Genomic DNA, 19,403 nt, shown 5'->3' on the forward strand with positions numbered 1-19,403 from the left:
ATACTTTTATTTAACATTCTTGTTGCGTAAGAACAATAAGAGATACATTTGCAAATTATAAGAGAAGGGTCTAATCAACTGGTGTCAAAGGGACTGTAGTATGAGAAATTTTATTTTTTTAATTGTTTTATTATTTACTTTTCAGGCTTTTGGGCAACGTAAACCCAAAATAAAGGGGAATAAGGTTGTGATAGATGTTTATCAAGAATTGCCTGCTTTTCATGCAATTGAACTGCGTGATGACCTTGATATTAAGCTACATGATTCTACTGAGGAAGGCGTTGCTATCACTGCTGATGACAACCTAATAGACGTTTTAAGGTTTAAGGTTCAAGATAGCGTGCTTCAGATTAGCTCCTTCTATAACATCACCCGTAAAAAGAAACTGGAGATTACGGTCAACTATATTTACCTGGAGGCCATTACAATGTATGATGGGAAAATTGAAATGGACGGAGCGGTTAATGCAAAGGATCTTTATGTAGATCTACATGAATCCGCAAAATTGGATTTAAATGCTGATGCCGAAGTTTTTAATATCAATATGGAAGGTAACAGTTCAGGGGAATTCAACTTAAAAGGACAAGAGATAAATTTGGTTTTAAAAGACAGGGTTGACGTAAAGGTATTTGGCACAAGTGATTTAAGTAATGTAAAGTTGTACAAAAACGCTACCGCTATTTTGGAAGGAACTACATTTGAATTGTATGCCAACCTTTTTGAAAATTCCAATCTAAAAGCTGAAAAATTAGAGTCGGAAGCTGTTTATCTTACTTTAGAGGAATCCGCTACTGCGGATATAAACAGTACCAAAATCTTACAACTTTCTTCAAGTGGTAACGCCAGGACCCATTTGTATGGGGAGGGCAAAGTAGAGATAATAGACTTTCTAGATACTTCTGAGTTACATAAGGAGAAATAGTTAGAACTACGATGTTATTTGGCAATAGGTGCGCTCATACAATGCTCCGGTATGCCAAACCCATCTACTAGGACTCCTATATGGGGTCTTAATTCACTTGATAATCGTTCTACACGTTGGCGGATAGCCTTAGATTTTGTCCCACCTATATAACCTTGTTCTAAGTACCATTCCGCATCTTGTCTTATAGTATAAAGTGCGTGTAACGTTCCTAGTTTCTGAAACAAAGCTTTGTTCTTGGCGTCGGATATGGTTTCTACAAAATCATTGTAAGTAGAAAAGGCTAGTTCATTGCTATAGGCTTTGCCCAATGCCAGCAAGTGGCTTTGTACTTTAAGAAACGCTTGGTAAGAAGGTATTCCCGTTTTAATATAATCTCTAATTCGCATAGCCAAGGTATAGGTTAACCGTCTGGTACGGTATTCAAAAGCATGCTTGTGGAATTTAGGATTGTATAAATGATCCTTATCTACTTTGTTACTGTAAATAGGATTGATCGTGGTTAATTTGTCATTGATCTGTATGCCCAATATTTTTAGTACTGCGGAAAATCCTGCGCTATTAAACTCCGATTTAAAGTCTGATAGAACCCCCTTGGCGGCCAATAATAACAATACGGTATTATCACCCTCAAAAGTGGTGAAGATATCTACATCGCCTTTTAAGTCGGCTATACGGTTTTCTAAAAGGTAGCCTTTACCGCCACAAGCTTCGCGGCATTCTTGAATGGTGTCATTTGCATACCAGGTGATGATAGATTTTAAGCCCGCCACTTGGGTTTCTATCTTTCGCTTGTCTGGTTGGGATGGGTCACAATATTGTTGCATCATCTTATCAAGGGTTATGTGATAGACGTAAGCGCTAGCCACTAGAGGGGTTAGACGCAACTGGTGCGTTGGGTAGTCCATTAAAAGGTCTTCCTGTACCTTAATACTGTCATTAAATTGTCTGCGCTTTAAGGCATGTTTTATGGCAACGGTTAAAGCAAATTTAGCACCTCCCAAACCTGCTCGGGCCACACAAATTCTTCCGCCCACCAAGGTGCCCAACATGGTAAAAAAACGTTTATTTGGGTTTTTTATATCAGAGTGGTAAGCCCCATCTTCTTTAATGTCCCCATATTTATTAAGTAGATTTTCTCTGGGTACGGCAACTTGATTAAACCAAATTTTACCATTATCAACTCCGTTCAGACCTAGTTTATAACCATTGTCTTCTACATTTATTCCGGGCAAAAGTTCGTGCTTTTCATTTCTAAGCGGAACCAGAATGGCGTGCACACCTTCGTTTTTTCCATTTACGATGAGTTGCGCAAATACAGATGCCATCTTGGAGTGCAATGCATTTCCAATATATTCTTTATTATCGTTTTTCCCTGGGGTGTGAATTACAAGTTGGTCTGTTTCGTTGTTGTAAGTCGCCGTAGTTTTTATTCCCCGTACGTTGGACCCATGGCCCGTTTCGGTCATGGCAAAACAACCTAAAAGCTCTGCTTTTCCTGTTTTTGGGAGGTACAGGTCATGATGTTTTTTAGTTCCTAACTTTTGGATACTTCCTCCAAAAAGACCAAACTGCACTCCAAATTTTATAGAAAGGCTGCCATCGGCAAACATCATATTTTCAAACATGTAAGCATAACCTTCCATATCATCGGTTCCGCCATATGCCTCTGGGTAGGCCATGGCTCCATAGCCCTTATTGGCTAAGAATTTAACTTGGTTCAGAACAACATTTCTGAAATCTTCTTTGTTTCGGTGCACTTCCCACTTAAAAATAGGGTCGGCCAATACTTCCCTGAAATCATCCACCAGTTTGGCATGCTTCCCTTTTAAAATCGTATCGATCTCTTTGGAATCATAAAATTCCGAGGTAGTTTCATGAATTACATCAACATCAAAGAGGTGATTGTAATGATTGGGTTGAATACCCAGTTGTATTTCAATATGTTTTAATTGTTCGTTAAATGGACATACATCTTTATAGTGGCACACTACCTTTTGGCTAAATGTGGCTAATGGGTAAGTTTCACTTTCAATTAATTTAACTCCTGAATTGGAAATAGTCTGTTTCCATTTTTTTAATTCTGTATTTGCGGGCGGATTTTGTGTATTAAGCCACGTAAGTAATTGTGCCCTGTTCTTTTCGGATAGGGTTTTATCTGCGTCTATCGCATTTTGTACAACATTAATTTCGGATGCTGTGAGCAGGTCATCGGACCAAATAACATAGTAAAATGGGATGTACTGAAGAATTTCTGAGGAATAAGTGGAGTCTTGCATAGAATGAAATTACGAAAATTATCTTCAAAATAATGCGGCCTATGGCCATATAGAAAACGGTAGATTAGGGGTGTGAAGTATAGTGGGCTTGTTTCTTTTTCTGCTATCTTTGTTTTAATATGAATGAGTACTTAGACGCCGAAGGAGAGAATTTTACCCCTGAGGAATTTGATATAGAAAGAGCTTTGCGCCCCATAAGTTTTGATGACTTTACGGGCCAGGAGCAGGTATTGGAGAATTTAAAGGTTTTTGTGGAGGCCGCCAATCAACGAGGGGAGGCATTGGATCACACCTTGTTTCACGGCCCTCCGGGACTGGGTAAGACCACTTTGGCCCACATTCTTGCGAGTGAACTAGGGGTAAGCATCAAGATTACTTCCGGACCGGTTTTGGATAAACCGGGCGATCTTGCAGGTTTGCTTACCAATTTGGATGAGCGCGATGTACTCTTTATTGATGAAATTCACCGTTTGAGCCCAATAGTAGAGGAGTACTTGTATTCCGCTATGGAAGATTATAAAATTGATATTATGATCGAGTCGGGCCCCAATGCACGATCGGTACAGATAAACCTGAATCCGTTTACACTGATCGGGGCTACCACCCGCTCGGGATTGTTAACGGCACCCATGCGTGCGCGTTTTGGTATTCAGAGCCGCTTACAATATTATTCTACGGAATTACTTTCAACCATAGTTGAGCGTAGTGCAGAAATACTAAAAGTTCCTATTTCCCAAGAAGCTGCAATTGAGATTGCGGGCAGGAGTAGGGGTACACCTAGAATTTGTAATGCCCTTTTAAGAAGAGTGCGCGATTTTGCTCAAATCAAAGGTAATGGAAGCATAGATATTGATATTTCAAAATTCAGTCTAAAGGCATTGAATGTAGATGCTCACGGATTGGATGAAATGGATAATAAGATTCTTACTACCATTATAGATAAATTTAAGGGAGGCCCCGTAGGTATTACCACGTTGGCAACAGCGGTTTCCGAAAGTGCCGAAACCATAGAGGAAGTATATGAACCTTTCTTGATTCAGCAGGGTTTTATTATGCGAACACCGCGTGGCCGTGAAGTAACGGATTTGGCGTATAAACACTTGGGGAAGCTCAAAGGAGGAGTGCAACCAGGATTGTTTTAAAAATGCATTATGAGGAATAATCGTTTAGAGAAGGTTGTGATGCCTTTTGAGGATTTTGAAATAAAATTTTCTCAAAATTCCAAAATACTCTTTTCCGGTGTTTTTGGGAGTGGAAAAACTACTTTTATAAAAGACTTTTTTGAAAAAAACGACACTTACCAATCAATTCATATATATCCGGTTAATTATTCAGTAGCTTCCAATGAAGACATTTTTGAATTAATCAAATTTGACATCTTACTTCAATTAATCGGTAAAATTCCAAAAGAAGATTTTGAAAAAATAGAAATACCGTACCACTTAACACTTTGGACTTATCTTATAAGTAAAGAGAATTTAGGAGGGAAAATAGATTTTTTTGCGTCGTTCCTTTCGTTTTCGGCAAAATATGGTGGCAGTTTACTTAAGGTCTATGATCAACTCAAGATTCTTAAAAATAAGTATGAACTTTTTCATCGTAAGTTTCAAGAGGATGATTTAAAGACCGTAACCGATTATCTTGGGAGAAAAAGCACTGAAATAGGTAATATTTACGAAGAGGATTTTTTTACAGAATTGATTAGAACATTAATCGAACAACTTAAAGGGTCCAAAAGTGAAGGTTCTTTAGAAAAACCTATGGTGCTTGTAATTGATGATTTGGATAGACTTGATCCGGATCATATTTTTCGATTACTCAATATATTTTCTGCGCACATTGATTTCATGGGAGTGGAGAATGACAATAAGTTCGATTTTGATAAAGTAATTTTAGTTTGTGATTATAATAATGTCAAAAATGTTTTTATACATAGATACGGCTTACAAGCGGATTTTTGTGGATATATAGATAAGTTCTATTCGGCTATTTATTGGTTCAGTTCGTCTTCTTTTATCAATAAGATTATTGGCAAATATTTGAATGACATCGATGTCGGGGTTGGTTATGATTTTTTTACTCCAGATTATAGAGTCGGTGGACACATAAGATATGTAATCGAAGAATTGATTAAATATAATTTGTTGAATTTTAGAGAATTACTAAGGTGTAATGAAAGTTACGACCTAAGGTCAGGTAAGTCTTCACTTACGAAATATCCTTTTGCCCACAAGACTATATTTTATCAATTTGACTTTAATGTAGTTACAATTATTCATTTTCTATTAGATTTTTTCGATAACACAAGCGCTTTTTTAAACAAAATTGAAAAAGCTAAATTTATTGAAAGAAGCAAAGGATATGAGAATAATGATGAAGATGGAAGACATAAAATTGTGGAACTATTGGTTCTTATTAATTACATGAGTTTTGCCCCTGATAAGTTCAATAAAAATACAGAGACGAATATCGAACTTGAGTATGATAATTATGTGTTTATATGTAGACCATTGATAAGAAATTATGTAATCGCTTTTGAGTGTGTAGAGATTTTAAAGGATGGAGAGGAGTCTGATACAAAGGAGATAAGTTATTTTGCCATTCTCGAAGAGGCTGTAAAAACCTATATTGATTTAATAAAGTAAGTTGGCAGATACTATCTACTATTCCGAACTTATAAAAACCGAAGCCAAACGCCTCGGTTTTTTGTCTTGTGGTATTTCTAAAGCGGATTTTTTGGAGGAGGAAGCTCCTAGATTGGAGAAATGGCTCAATAACAATATGCATGGTGAAATGTCGTACATGGCCAATCATTTTGATAAACGTTTAGACCCACGTCTTTTGGTAGACGGGGCTAAATCCGTCATTTCATTACTGCTGAATTATTATCCCGAAAACACACAAGAGGAAAGCACATATAAAATATCCAAATACGCTTACGGGCAAGATTATCACCATGTCATTAAATCCAAATTGCGTGAGCTTCAAAATTTTATTTCTGAAAATATAGGTGAAGTTGGGGGAAGGGCTTTTGTTGATTCCGCGCCCGTTCTGGATAAGGCATGGGCCGCTAAAAGTGGCCTGGGGTGGATAGGAAAGCACAGCAACCTGCTCACCCAAAGGGTAGGTTCTTTTTATTTTATTGCCGAGCTTATTGTTGATTTGGATTTGGAATATGATTCTAGGGTTACGGATCATTGCGGAACCTGCACCGCTTGTATAGATGCATGCCCAACGGAAGCTATTGTGGAGCCCTATGTGGTTGACGGAAGTAAGTGTATTTCTTATTTTACCATTGAGCTCAAAAATGAAATTCCAACGGAATTTGAGGGTAAGTTTGATGATTGGGCTTTTGGGTGTGATGTTTGTCAAGATGTATGCCCTTGGAACCGGTTTTCAAAACCTCACCAAGAACCCTTGTTCAATCCACATCCGGAATTATTATCCATGTCCAAAAAAGATTGGGAAGAAATTACCGAAGATGTTTTCCGAAAAGTTTTTCAGAAGTCGGCAGTAAAAAGGACTAAATTCTCAGGTTTACAGCGCAATATCAAATTTCTAAAATAAAGCAGCGAACTACGAAAACGTTAGAGTTTGCTATCTTTTATATTTTCTAGGTAAGTTCTTTCAGGTCGATGAATTATTGTGCTATCTTGTTTGGTAGTTTTTATACCAAAACCAACTTCAAATGAGCTTTATTAAAAAACCGAGTTTAAGTTTTTGGCAGATTTTCAACATGAATGTCGGCTTTTTGGGCATCCAATTCAGTTTTGGACTTCAGCAAACCGCAATCAATCCTGTTTTTTTGTTTTTGGGAGCATCGGAAGATATGTTGCCTATTCTTAATATAGCTGGACCTGTAACGGGTTTGATCGTTCAGCCTATTATCGGAGCTATATCGGATAAAACTTGGTCGCCCCGTTTTGGTAGGCGTAAACCGTTTTTTCTGATTGGAGCTATTATTGGTAGTCTTTGCCTTTTTGCATTTCCGTTGAGTCCCGCCTTGTGGTTTGCAGTAGGGTTACTTTGGATTTTAGATGTGGGAAACAATATGGCAATGGAGCCTTACCGTGCTTTTGTAGGGGATAAGTTGCCAGAAAAGCAATTGAGTCTGGGGTACCAAATGCAAAGTCTATTTGTTGGTGCCGGTATCGTTTTGGCCAACGCATCCATTTTTTTGTTCCAAGATTGGTTTGGGGGCGGAGATGTTGCGGATGTAGCCGGTTCCATACCTAAGTGGTTGTATTACTCCTTTTTTATAGGAGCCTTTTTGTCCGTATCAACCATTCTTTGGTCCGTATTAAAAACTCCCGAAATTCCACCTACGGAAGAAGAAATGGAAGAAATCAAAGCTCATAAAGCCCTTTCTTTTGGGGAACGTTTTAATATGCCCTTTATAGAAATTGCCAAAGCGGTAAAAGAAATGCCTTCTTTTATGTGGAAACTCTCTGCTGTCTATCTTTTTCAATGGTATGCCCTATTCGTGTATTGGCAGTTTATAACACCTTTGTTCATGAGTACTATGGGATTTGATTTGTCCGGAGCTGCCGCGCAATCGGCAAAAATGAGCACTACGTACAATATTACCACTATGGTCGTAGCATTGGCATTGGTGCCATTGGCGCTTAAATTCGGGAGTAAAAAAGTCTACGCGGCCAGTTTATTGGGTACAGGGCTAGCACTTTTCGCAATTCCATATATTTCCGATCCTATTACCGTGTTGTTTCCTATGGTCTTGTTCGGTATAGGTTGGGCGGCTATGATGGGTATACCTTATACCATGGTTTCCAAGATTGTGCCTCAGGATAGACGAGGCGTGTACATGGGTATTTTAAATATGATGATCGTTATTCCCATGGGGATAGAGACGCTTACTTTTGGACCTATTTTTAAGAACCTTCTTGGTGGTAATGCCGTTAACGCTATATTGTTCGCTGGGGTGTTTTTTGTTCTTGCCGCGGTTCTTTCTTTACGGTTGAACGTAAAGGAGGCCAAAAAGGAGAATGTGGGCTAGTTGGGTTTATACCTGTAAATCGCGTAAATTCTTGGAAATTTATCCTCTAAACGGGCTACACATATCCGAAGAATACCCTTAAATTTGTTTTCTTAAATCTAATATTCCTATGGGCAATCAAAAACAGAGAAGGGAAGCATTGATATATCATGCTAAACCGCAACCTGGCAAAATAAAAATCGTTCCTACAAAACCCTATTCAACCCAGCGAGATTTGGCTTTGGCCTATTCGCCAGGTGTAGCAGAACCTTGCTTGGAAATAGCTAAGGATAAGGATAATGCCTATAAATATACCTCTAAAGGAAATCTGGTGGCCGTTATATCTAATGGTACAGCTGTATTGGGGCTTGGTAATATTGGTCCGGAGGCCTCAAAGCCAGTTATGGAAGGGAAAGGATTGCTGTTCAAAATTTTTGCGGATATAGATGGAATAGATATTGAAGTTGATACGGAGGATGTTGATAAATTCGTGGAGACCGTAAAAATGATCGCTCCTACTTTTGGCGGCATCAATTTGGAGGATATAAAAGCACCCGAAGCTTTTGAAATAGAAAGAAGGCTTAAAGAAGAGCTTGATATTCCGGTAATGCATGATGATCAACATGGAACGGCCATTATCTCTGCTGCAGCTTTGTTAAACGCGTTGGAACTGTCCGAAAAGAAAATAGAAGAAGTCCGTATTGTTATTAGTGGTGCTGGTGCTGCTGCTGTTTCCTGTACAAAGCTGTATAAGGCTTTTGGTGCAAAGGCCGAAAATATTGTGATGTTGGACAGTAAAGGGGTTATTAGAAAAGATGCCGAAAATCTATCTGCTTCCAAAGCGGAATTTGCTACGGATAGAAAAATTGATACTCTTTCCGAAGCAATGGTAGATGCCGATGTTTTTATCGGACTTTCCATAGCCGATATCGTAACACCGGATATGTTGAATTCAATGGCGGAAAACCCTATTGTTTTTGCCATGGCAAACCCTAATCCTGAAGTAGATTACGACTTGGCCATAAAGACCAGGAAAGATATCATTATGGCTACAGGGCGTTCCGATCATCCTAATCAGGTGAATAATGTACTTGGTTTCCCTTTTATTTTTAGAGGAGCCCTAGATGTACGGGCTACTGCTATTAATGAAGAAATGAAAATGGCCGCCGTTAAGGCATTGGCCGAACTTACCAAACAACCCGTGCCGGAACAGGTAAACATTGCTTATGGGGAAACGCGATTAACGTTCGGTAAAGAATATATAATTCCCAAACCTTTTGATCAACGTCTTATTTCTGAAATTCCACCGGCCGTGGCCAAAGCTGCCATGGATAGTGGCGTGGCCAAAAGCCCTATTGATGACTGGGACCGGTATAAAGAAGAACTGCTACAACGTTCCGGGAACGATAACAAAGTAGTGCGCTTATTGCACAACAGGGCAAAAATGAACAAAAAACGTATTGTTTTTGCCGAAGCCGACCATCTTGATGTGTTGAAGGCCGCTCAAATCGTACATGAAGAGGGTATTGCTGAGCCTATTCTTTTAGGTAGAAAAGAGATTATTTTAGAATTGAAAAAGGAATTGGATTTTGATGCCGAGATAGATATTTTGGATCCAACTTCCAAAGAGTTTGATGAGAAACATATACGCTACGCAACCAAGTTCTGGGAAAGCAGAAAGCGCAGCGGTACTACACTTTACAGTGCGAAAATAAGAATGCGTGAGCGCAATTATTTTGGAGCTATGATGGTGCTTGAAGGTGATGCAGATGGAATGATATCTGGATACTCAAGGGCGTACCCAACGGTTGTAAAACCAATTTTGGAAGTTATTGGTAGAGCTTCAAATGTAAAGAAGGTATCTACGGTAAACATTATGATTACGGATAGAGGTCCATTATTTTTGGCGGATACCTCTATCAATATAGATCCAAATGCGGAAGAAATTGCAGAAATAGCTCAAAATGCCGCAAATGTGGCTTCAACTTTTGGATTTGACCCTGTATTGGCTTTACTGTCTTACGCAAACTTTGGTTCTTCTAACCATCCGCATGCAAAAAAAGTAAGGGAAGCGGTTCGTATTTTACATGAAAGCAACCCAAGTCTTGTGGTAGATGGTGAAATTCAAACAGATTTTGCCCTGAACAAAGAATTGTTACAGAGTCAGTTCCCGTTCTCCAAACTGGCGGGTAAAAAGGTAAATACCTTAATTTTTCCAAACTTGGAATCAGCGAACATTACTTACAAGCTCTTAAAAGAACTGAACCAAGCAGATAGTATAGGTCCTATTATGGTTGGTCTAAGAAGGTCTGTTCACATCCTTCAATTAGGTGCAAGCGTAGATGAAATGGTAAATATGACGGCGGTTGCTGTTATAGATGCACAGGAAAGAGAAAAAAGAAAAAAGGCCAAAACAGAGGCCAAGTAATAGTAATTGCCCGGTTCTAATGACCGGGCAAAATAATTCCCCAAAACAACCCCGGATATGATTACCCATCTTAAAGGAAAACTTGTAGAGAAAAACCCAACCTATGTAGTGATAGAATGTGCTGGAGTTGGCTATTTTGTAAATATTTCCTTGAACACTTTTTCTAAGATAGGCGATTCGGAAAATATTAGTTTGTTTACTCATCTTCAAGTAAAGGAAGACTCACATACGCTTTTTGGTTTTGCCGAAAGATCAGAGCGCGAGATTTTCCGTCTTTTACTATCGGTTTCAGGTATTGGTTCAAGTACGGCCCGGACCATGCTTTCTTCATTGGAACCGGCCCAAATTAGAGACGCAATTGCCAATGGAGACGTGGCTACAATTCAGTCCATTAAAGGTATAGGAGCCAAAACGGCCCAACGTGTAATTCTAGACCTTAGGGATAAGATTTTAAAAGTTTACGATATAGGCGAAGTTTCCGCTCCTACGAACAATACAAATAAAGAAGAAGCGTTATCTGCTTTAGAGGTTCTTGGCTTTGTAAGAAGATCCGCCGAAAAGGTAGTTGACAAAGTACTTATCCAAGACCCCTCGCTCAGCGTAGAGAACATTATTAAACTTGCGCTTAAAAATTTATAACAAGTTTGAAAACAGGGGCCAAACTATTTCTTAAATCACCATTTAAGCTTACACTCCTATTTTTATTTTTGCTCGTTTCCTCCGGTGTATCGTATGCCCAAGAAACAGAAAATGAAGATAGGGAAGAGCAGGAAGTGGATTCCGTAAAGACCGGTTTTTCTTTGGGTAAGCTCAAAATGGAAAACCCGGAAAGTATTGTCTCTAAATACGAATACGATCCAAATCTAAATATGTACATCTACTCTGAAAAGGTAGGTGATTTTGATATTGGATACCCAGTGATACTTACTCCCGAGCAATATTATGAGCTGGTACGCCAAGAAGGAATAAAGGACTACTTTAAAGAAAAATCCGATGCCTATGCCGGAAAAAAAGAAGGTAGTGAAGAAGCAAGAAAAAACTTACTCCCCAATTTTTACGTAAACAACAGTTTTTTTCAATCCATTTTTGGAGGTAACACTATAGAGGTAATCCCACAGGGATCCGTGGCTATGGATCTAGGGGTTATTTGGCAAAAAAATGACAACCCCTCTTTATCCCCAAGAAACCGTACCAATCTATCTTTTGATTTTGATCAGCGTATAAGTCTAAGTATGCTTGGTAAAATAGGCGAAAGATTACAGGTTACGGCCAACTATGACACCGAGGCTACTTTTGATTTTCAGAATATTGTTAAACTGGATTATACACCTACGGAGGACGATATCATTCAGTCAATAGAGGTGGGTAACGTAAACATGCCGCTCAACAGCTCCCTTATAACGGGCGCACAGAGTCTTTTTGGGGTAAAAACTCAGCTTCAATTTGGTAAGACCACGGTTACCGCAGTTTTCTCGGAACAGCGTTCTCAAAATAATACAGTTGTAGCTCAGGGCGGTGGTACGGTAAATGAATTTTCCGTTTCGGCACTTCAATATGATGAGGATAAGCATTTCTTCCTGGCCCAGTATTTTAGGGATAATTATGATGCAGCTTTGGTTAACTACCCCTATATCAGGAGCCAAGTACAGATAACCCGTTTGGAGGTTTGGGTTACCAACCGTAGTCAGCAAACTTTAAACGTTCGTAATATAGTTGGTATTCAGGATTTGGGAGAATATGACCCATTGTTAGCAGGTGAAAATAAGACTAGGATTGCAGAAAATGCCCCAACGGGATTTTTCAACGCAAATTCAGGACAGCCCAACCAGTTGCCACGTAACGATGCAAATGATTACAATCCTGCGTCAATTGGTAAAGGTGGGGCACTTACACAGAGCATACGTGATGTGGCTACCATTGAGCAAGGTTTCAATATTTCGGGCTACCAACCTAACCAAGGGTTTGATTACGCTTATCTTGAAAATGCAAGAAAGTTGGAGCAGGGCAGGGATTTTCAATTTAACACCCAATTGGGCTACATTTCATTAAACCAACGTTTAAGCAATGACGAGGTATTGGCGGTAGCCTTTCAATATACCTATAATGGAAAAGTATATCAGGTTGGTGAATTTGCCAATGGTGGGGTAGATGCAACAACGGTTTCCGGATCTTTGGAAAACCCTATTATTGATAATAACACCTTAGTGCTGAAATTACTGAAAAGTAATATTACCAATGTGTCCGATCCTATTTGGGATTTGATGATGAAGAATATTTATGCCACCGGTGCTTTTAGGTTGAGTCAGGAAGATTTTAAAATGAATATCCTTTACTCTAACCCAACACCAAGGAACTATATTACTCCGGTTGAAGATTTTCCTGCCCAAACGGATGGAGGAAAACCTTTGCAAGAGCGCATATTGTTAGATGTCTTTAATTTTGATAGACTTAATGCCTACAATGATGTGCAACCTGGTGGTGATGGTTTTTTTGATTTTGTTCCGGGCATAACCGTAGATACGCAGAACGGCCAAATTATATTTACGAAAGTTGAGCCTTTTGGGGAATATCTTTTTGAACGTTTAGGTGGTGGGGATTATAATGCCGAAAGCGGATATAACGCCAACCAAGAGAAATATGTATTTAGGGATATGTATGAGCTTACCAAATCTGCGGCCTTACAAAACCCGGAAAAAGATAAGTTCTTATTAAAAGGTAGATACAAGTCAGAGGGAAGCAATGGTATTCCAATCGGAGCTTTTAACGTGCCCAGGGGTTCTGTGCGTGTTACCGCTGGAGGAAGACAGTTGCAGGAAGGTATAGACTATACGGTAAACTATCAGGCAGGTACGGTTCAGATTCTTGATCCAAGTTTGGAGGCATCCAATACCCCAATTAATATTTCAGTAGAAAATAATGCCGTATTCGGTCAGCAAACCCGTCGTTTTACTGGCGTAAACGTAGAGCATCAATTCAACAAGAATTTTGTTTTAGGGGCCACTTTATTAAACCTAAATGAAAGGCCATTAACGCAAAAGTCCAACTTTGGCGTAGAGCCTGTGAATAATACCGTATTCGGAATCAATGGAAATTTTTCAACCGAAGTTCCTTTCTTGACCCGTTTGGTCAATAAACTACCTAATATAGATACGGACGTTCCGTCTAATCTTTCGGTTAGGGGAGAAGTTGCTTGGTTAAAACCTAGCTCACCTAAAAATGCCGACTTTCAAGGGGAAACAACAACATACTTAGATGATTTTGAAGGGGCTCAGGCTCTAATTGATATCCGCTCTTCTTTGGGTTGGGCACTGGCAAGTACACCGGTGGAATTTTTGGATTCACCCACTCAAAAAGGTTTGGAAACCGGTTTCGGTAGGGCAAAAATGGCTTGGTATTCTATTGACCCTGTCTTTTATACCAACCAAAGGCCTGCGAGTATCAGTGATAATGATATTTCAACAAACGCTACAAGAAGGATATTTATAGATGAGGTTTTTCCTCAGGTTGAAGTAGCTCAAGGACAGACGCGTCAACAGACTACATTAGATTTAGCGTATTACCCTGAGTTAAAAGGCCCGTATAACGCAAATGCTAATTTTGGCACGGAATCTTCCAATGATAAATGGGGTGGTATCATGCGGTCTTTGAGCAGTACCAATTTTGAGCAGGCCAATGTTGAGTTTGTTCAGTTTTGGGTGATGGATCCTTATTTAGAAGGAACTGCAACAAGTCAAGGAGAATTAGTTTTTAACCTAGGTAATATTTCCGAAGATATTTTGGCGGATGGCCTTAAGCAATATGAAAATGGACTACCAGTTAACGGTGAGGGAAGTGTAAAACCGGAAAATCCTACGTGGGGTCCGGTTCCGGCAACCCAGGCCTTAGTGTATGCCTTTGATGTGAATGAAGGTAGTCGCTCACAACAAGATCTTGGCTTTGATGGTCTTAATGACGGAGCCGAAGCCGCAATTTATGGGAACGATAATCCGGAAGATCCAGCTTTGGATAACTACGAATACTTCTTGCAACGTGATGGTGGGATACTTAATAGATATTTAAATTTCAACAACCCGCAAGGAAACTCGCCGGTTGAGGTAACTAATGATAATAGAGGGTCTACCACATTGCCAGATGTAGAGGATATTGATCGTGATTTGACCATGAATACGGTCAACAGTTACTATGAATACCGGATTCCTATTAAACCCAATACGACCATTAACGATAAATATGTAACCGACATTCGTGATTCATTAGTGCTTTCAGGAAATAGAATTCCTAATGAAAGTACAGTGCGTACCCGATGGATCCAGTATAAAATTCCGTTAAGTGATTTTACCGAAGCAGTAGGTGGTATCAATGATTTTCGCTCTATAAGCTCATTACGTATGTACATGACCGGCTTCTCTAGTGATGTGCTTTTGCGTTTTGCTACGTTAGATCTTGTACGTGGAGATTGGAGAACCTATACTAAGTCTCTTGATGTAGATGACCCAAATACGGCAGATGATGCCACTACCTTAGACGTTAATGCGGTTAACATTCAGGAAAACGAAAGTAGAAGTCCTATTCCTTATGTGCTGCCTCCAGGTGTTCTTCGTGAGCAATTGAACAATAACAATACCATTATACAACAGAATGAGCAATCTCTTTCTTTGGTGGTGGAAAATTTGGAGTCTCAAGATTCTAGAGGTGTATTTAAGAATCTTGATATTGATGTGCGTCAGTATGAAAAATTAAAAATGTTCATACATGCCGAGAAAATTTTAGAGACAGATATTTATGATGTAGACCAACCTTTGGTAGGTTTTCTTAGAATAGGAACTGATTTCTCCGAGAACTTTTATCAGTTGGAAATTCCGTTGGAGTTCACCTCTTTTGGAGCTACTTCCGAAGAAGCTATTTGGCCGGATAATAACCAGATGGAAATTGTGCTAGCAGACCTTAATAAGGTAAAGTCGGTTTGGATTTCGGGAACGGACTTAAGTGAAATCAGATATTTTGAAGTGATAGACGGGGAAGTGGTTTCCGTGGATCCGCTTTCAGCAAGAACTCCCGGTAGATTACGTATTGGAATACAGGGTAACCCTTCTTTAGGGAGTATCCGTAGTATGATGGTAGGGGTAAAGAATGTAAGTAGAACCCCGGCAAGAGGAGAGGTTTGGTTCAATGAACTTCGTTTGGCAGGTTTGGATAATGAAGGAGGTTGGGCCGCATTGGCCGCCGTAGATGCAAACTTCGCAGATTTTGCGAATGTCTCCGCAACCGGTAGTACCAGTACTTCAGGTTTTGGCGCCATTGATCAGATGCCCAATGAACGTGCTCGTGAAGACGCGCTTTCCTATGATGTAGTTACCAATGTAAATCTTGGTCAGCTGCTTCCTAATAAATGGGGTATTCAACTTCCGTTCAACTACGGTATATCGGAACAAATGATTACGCCTGAGTTTGATCCGGTATATGATGATTTAAAGTTACAGGACAGAATTGATGCTGCAGATAACCCTGAAGATGCAAAGGCCATTGAGCAGCAGGCAGAAGACTATACCAAGCGTACCAGTATAAACTTTATTGGAGTTCGCAAAGATAGAGGAGAAGAGGCCGATGCCAATTTTTACGATGTAGAGAACTTTACTTTTAACTATTCGTACAACGAAACCAATCATAGAGATTTTGAAATTGCTTCTTTAGAGGATAAAAACGTTGCTGCAGGCTTGGTTTATAACCATAATTTTAAGCCTGTAGAAGTGGCGCCTTTTATGAAAAACGACTCGCTGTTTACTAGTCGGTATTGGAGGTGGTTAAAAGAATTGAACTTAAGTCTGTTGCCAACCAGTATTTCGGTTAACTCTAATATAGATAGGCAATTCAACCAACAACGTTTTAGGGATGTTGTGGAAGAAGGGGTAGATAAATTGGAGTTACCAACGTTGCAACAAAGAAATTATCAGTTTAATTGGCAGTATGCGGTAAATTATAGCCTTACCAAATCACTCCGTTTAAATATGACCGCCAGTAACAACCACATCGTAAGAAATTATTATGAAGATTTTGTAAACGGTACTGGGGATGAAGACCAACGTATAGATGAGACGTTGGGACTTTGGGACGGTTTTTGGGATTTGGGAGAGCCAAATAGGCACGCCCAACAATTAGAACTAAACTACGACCTGCCTTTTAGTAAAATTCCTGTACTGGATTTTATAAATGCACAATACAGCTATACCAGTAATTTTGATTGGCAGCGTGGTGGCGATGCACTTAGGGAAGTAGCGTTGGAAGATATTAATACAGTACAAAACGCTAGTACGCACAACCTAACTGCTAATCTTACCATGCAGAAGTTCTATGATATGATAGGGCTTAAAAAACGAAGTGGAAAATCTGCGGCCAATAGGGCTCCGGTGCGAAGGGATAAAGCGGGTAACCCGGCCTCGGGCAGTGAAAAGACAGAAAAGAAAACTAGTGGTCTTTTCAATACGGCGGTAGATATCCTCACTATGGTAAAACGGTTGAACCTTAATTATAATGAAAGCAGAGGTAAAGTGCTCCCAGGGTATACGCAATCCGTTGGTTTCGTAGGTTCGTTAAAACCTTCGTTCGGTTTTGTTTTTGGTAGTCAGGCAGATGTGCGTTTTGATGCCGCAAGAAAAGGATGGTTGACCGGTTTTGACGAGTTTAACGAGCAGTACATTCAGAATATCAACAAACAATTGAATATTACGGCCACGGCTCAGCCCATTAAAGATTTAACGATAGATTTATCTGCGGATAGGCAGTTTTCTAATAGTTATCAGGAGAATTTTAGTGTTATACGTAATACGGACGGTTCGTTGGAGTATAATAATCTTTTAGGTAACGAATACGGGAACTTTAGTATTTCTACAGTAATGCTCGGTACGATTTTCAATAAAAGTGACGAGTTTGATTCCAAAACGTTTGAACAGTTTAAGCAAAACCGTATTATCATCGCCAATCGTTTAGTAGCGGATAGGGGAGAAGTGGCAAACATAAATCCAGAAACAGGTTTTCCTGAAAAGTACAGTAAAACTCAGCAAGATGTGTTGTTGCCGGCTTTCTTTGCGGCATATACAGGGCAGGATGCGGAGCGTGTGAACTTAGATGCCTTCCGTGATATCCCAATTCCTAACTGGAATTTGAAGTTTACAGGTCTTATGCGTAACAAGTGGTTCAAGAAAAGGTTTCAGCGTTTTTCTGTGAGCCACGGTTATCGGGCAGCCTACAGTATAAACTCTTTTCAGACCAATCTAGAAAAAGTACAGCTAGAGAATGATGGTTTGTCTACATTAGACCCTGAGACTGGAGATAGAATGCCAGACCTTATTTTAAACAACGTGGTATTGAACGATGAGTTCAACCCGTTGGTGCGTATGGATTTTGAAATGAAAAACTCCGTAAGTGTTCTAGCCGAAATGAGAACCAGTAGAACCTTGGCGCTTAGCTTTGATAATAACCTTATGACCGAAATGAACGGTAAGGAATACACCGTAGGTCTTGGGTATAGGTTTAAGGATGTTAAGTTTGTTACCAACATTGGCGGAAACAAGACACGTTTAAAAGGAGATTTGAATTTAAAGGCAGATGTTACGCTTAGAGACAACATCACTATAATTAGAAATTTAGATATTGACAATAACCAGATTACATCAGGTCAAAACTTACTGTCCATTAAATTTACTGCGGATTATGCGCTAAGCAAAAACCTGAATGCCTTGTTCTTCTACGATCATTCATTCTCGCAGTTTGCTGTATCTACTGCTTTTCCTCAGACTACAATCAATTCAGGATTTACTATTAGGTATAATTTTGGTAATTAATAAGCTTTCCAATGGGTTGCAGAGGTGTAAATCGTGCGCTATATCTGGGTCTAATATTAAGTTAGGGTAATTTTTGCCTTTTGCCCATTAACTTGGTCTTGTTTTTTTGAAAACTCTTTCAGAAAACAATACATTTGTTTTCATAAAAATTAGACCATGAATATACCTGCAGAATTAAAGTATACAAAGGATCACGAGTGGATCAAATTAGATGGCGATGTAGCTACCGTTGGTATTACGGATTTTGCTCAGAGTGAATTGGGCGATATTGTATATGTGGAAGTAGAGACCGTAGATGAAACCTTGGATAGAGAAGAGGTTTTTGGAACGGTTGAAGCGGTAAAAACAGTATCCGATTTGTTTCAGCCTTTGAGCGGAGAGATCATAGAGTTCAACGAAGCTTTGGAGGATGCTCCCGAAAAAGTGAATTCTGACCCTTACGGCGATGGTTGGATGGTGAAAATTAAAATTAGTGACGCCTCTGAAGTAGATGATCTTTTGTCTGCAGATGATTACAAATCACTTATTGGTGCTTAAAAACAACAAGTATACGATTGCGTTTTTGGGCTGGATGGTATTTGTTACCTTTTTTAGCCTAGTTTCTTTCTCTGATACTGAAGCTGCTAATATAGATATACCCAACCTTGATAAGGTAGTTCATTTTTCTTTTTACTTTGGGGCCGCTTTTTTGGCAGTGCTATTTATCAAGGAAAGGACAAAAGGAGGTTTGGAGCTACGCAAGGCTGTGTTATATGCAGTAGTGGGGGCTATTATTTATGGTATAATTATTGAGGTATTACAGTATAGTTTTACAGCAGATCGTCATGGCGATATCCTAGATGCATTGGCAAATAGTGTGGGTGCAATCTTAGGGTCATTGGCCGTTAAATCCCTTTTTTCCAAGGAAAGGTGGTTAAAATGGAAAAATTAGTTGCTTGTTAAA

11 protein-coding genes are annotated in these 19,403 nt (G+C 39.4%); 10 read left to right on the forward strand and 1 reads right to left on the reverse strand.

Going from position 1 to position 19,403, the window contains the following annotated elements:
- Positions 1–100: 100 nt before the first annotated feature.
- Positions 101–922 (forward strand): GIN domain-containing protein, encoded by an 822-nt coding sequence (locus Q4597_RS05595; RefSeq protein ID WP_303405159.1) that lies wholly within the window; start codon positions 101–103, stop codon positions 920–922.
- Between the two features lie 14 nt (positions 923–936).
- Here the strand turns inward: Q4597_RS05595 and Q4597_RS05600 are convergent, their stop codons facing one another.
- Entirely contained in the window at positions 937–3,201 is a 2,265-nt protein-coding gene (locus Q4597_RS05600) for an acyl-CoA dehydrogenase (protein ID WP_303405161.1), read from the reverse strand.
- A 119-nt stretch (positions 3,202–3,320) separates the two neighbouring features.
- On the opposite strand from Q4597_RS05600, the gene ruvB reads away from it, so the two are divergent.
- The 9 genes from ruvB to Q4597_RS05645 all read left to right on the forward strand — a co-directional run bounded on the left by ruvB (position 3,321) and on the right by Q4597_RS05645 (position 19,391).
- Entirely contained in the window at positions 3,321–4,343 is a 1,023-nt protein-coding gene (gene ruvB / locus Q4597_RS05605) for a Holliday junction branch migration DNA helicase RuvB (RefSeq protein WP_215438513.1), read from the forward strand.
- A gap of 9 nt (positions 4,344–4,352) precedes the next feature.
- The gene (locus Q4597_RS05610; RefSeq protein WP_303405163.1) at positions 4,353–5,846 is read left to right on the forward strand and encodes a P-loop NTPase fold protein; all 1,494 of its coding nucleotides are present in this window, start codon (positions 4,353–4,355) and stop codon (positions 5,844–5,846) included.
- Position 5,847: 1 nt separating this feature from the next.
- Positions 5,848–6,768, forward strand: a complete 921-nt coding sequence (gene queG, locus Q4597_RS05615) for a tRNA epoxyqueuosine(34) reductase QueG (protein WP_303405165.1) — start codon at positions 5,848–5,850, stop codon at positions 6,766–6,768.
- Positions 6,769–6,889: 121 nt separating this feature from the next.
- Positions 6,890–8,215, forward strand: a complete 1,326-nt coding sequence (locus Q4597_RS05620; protein WP_303405166.1) for an MFS transporter — start codon at positions 6,890–6,892, stop codon at positions 8,213–8,215.
- Between the two features lie 109 nt (positions 8,216–8,324).
- Complete coding sequence (locus Q4597_RS05625; RefSeq protein WP_215438510.1) at positions 8,325–10,622, forward strand: NADP-dependent malic enzyme; 2,298 nt, start codon at positions 8,325–8,327, stop codon at positions 10,620–10,622.
- 57 nt (positions 10,623–10,679) lie between these two features.
- Entirely contained in the window at positions 10,680–11,261 is a 582-nt protein-coding gene (ruvA, locus tag Q4597_RS05630; RefSeq protein ID WP_215438509.1) for a Holliday junction branch migration protein RuvA, read from the forward strand.
- Between the two features lie 5 nt (positions 11,262–11,266).
- Entirely contained in the window at positions 11,267–18,460 is a 7,194-nt protein-coding gene (gene sprA, locus Q4597_RS05635) for a cell surface protein SprA (RefSeq protein WP_303405170.1), read from the forward strand.
- Positions 18,461–18,616: 156 nt separating this feature from the next.
- On the forward strand, positions 18,617–18,997 hold the full coding sequence (gene gcvH / locus Q4597_RS05640) for a glycine cleavage system protein GcvH (RefSeq protein ID WP_215438507.1): 381 nt from the start codon (positions 18,617–18,619) through the stop codon (positions 18,995–18,997).
- Entirely contained in the window at positions 18,969–19,391 is a 423-nt protein-coding gene (locus Q4597_RS05645) for a VanZ family protein (RefSeq protein ID WP_303405172.1), read from the forward strand. Before gcvH ends, Q4597_RS05645 begins: the two co-directional genes overlap by 29 nt.
- Positions 19,392–19,403 lie beyond the last annotated feature (12 nt).

Source organism: Zobellia sp. 1_MG-2023 (genome assembly GCF_030549125.1).
In the GTDB taxonomy this organism is placed as follows: Bacteria; Bacteroidota; Bacteroidia; order Flavobacteriales; family Flavobacteriaceae; genus Zobellia; species Zobellia russellii.

Excerpts from the sequence above, each read along its gene's own strand:
- Q4597_RS05595 (WP_303405159.1), top strand. The coding sequence starts at position 101 with ATGAGAAATTTTATTTTTTTAATTGTTTTATTATTTACTTTTCAGGCT.
- Q4597_RS05600 (WP_303405161.1), bottom strand. The coding sequence starts at position 3,201 with ATGCAAGACTCCACTTATTCCTCAGAAATTCTTCAGTACATCCCATTT.
- ruvB (WP_215438513.1), top strand. The coding sequence starts at position 3,321 with ATGAATGAGTACTTAGACGCCGAAGGAGAGAATTTTACCCCTGAGGAA.
- Q4597_RS05610 (WP_303405163.1), top strand. The coding sequence starts at position 4,353 with ATGAGGAATAATCGTTTAGAGAAGGTTGTGATGCCTTTTGAGGATTTT.
- Q4597_RS05620 (WP_303405166.1), top strand. The coding sequence starts at position 6,890 with ATGAGCTTTATTAAAAAACCGAGTTTAAGTTTTTGGCAGATTTTCAAC.
- Q4597_RS05625 (WP_215438510.1), top strand. The coding sequence starts at position 8,325 with ATGGGCAATCAAAAACAGAGAAGGGAAGCATTGATATATCATGCTAAA.
- ruvA (WP_215438509.1), top strand. The coding sequence starts at position 10,680 with ATGATTACCCATCTTAAAGGAAAACTTGTAGAGAAAAACCCAACCTAT.
- gcvH (WP_215438507.1), top strand. The coding sequence starts at position 18,617 with ATGAATATACCTGCAGAATTAAAGTATACAAAGGATCACGAGTGGATC.
- Q4597_RS05645 (WP_303405172.1), top strand. The coding sequence starts at position 18,969 with ATGATTACAAATCACTTATTGGTGCTTAAAAACAACAAGTATACGATT.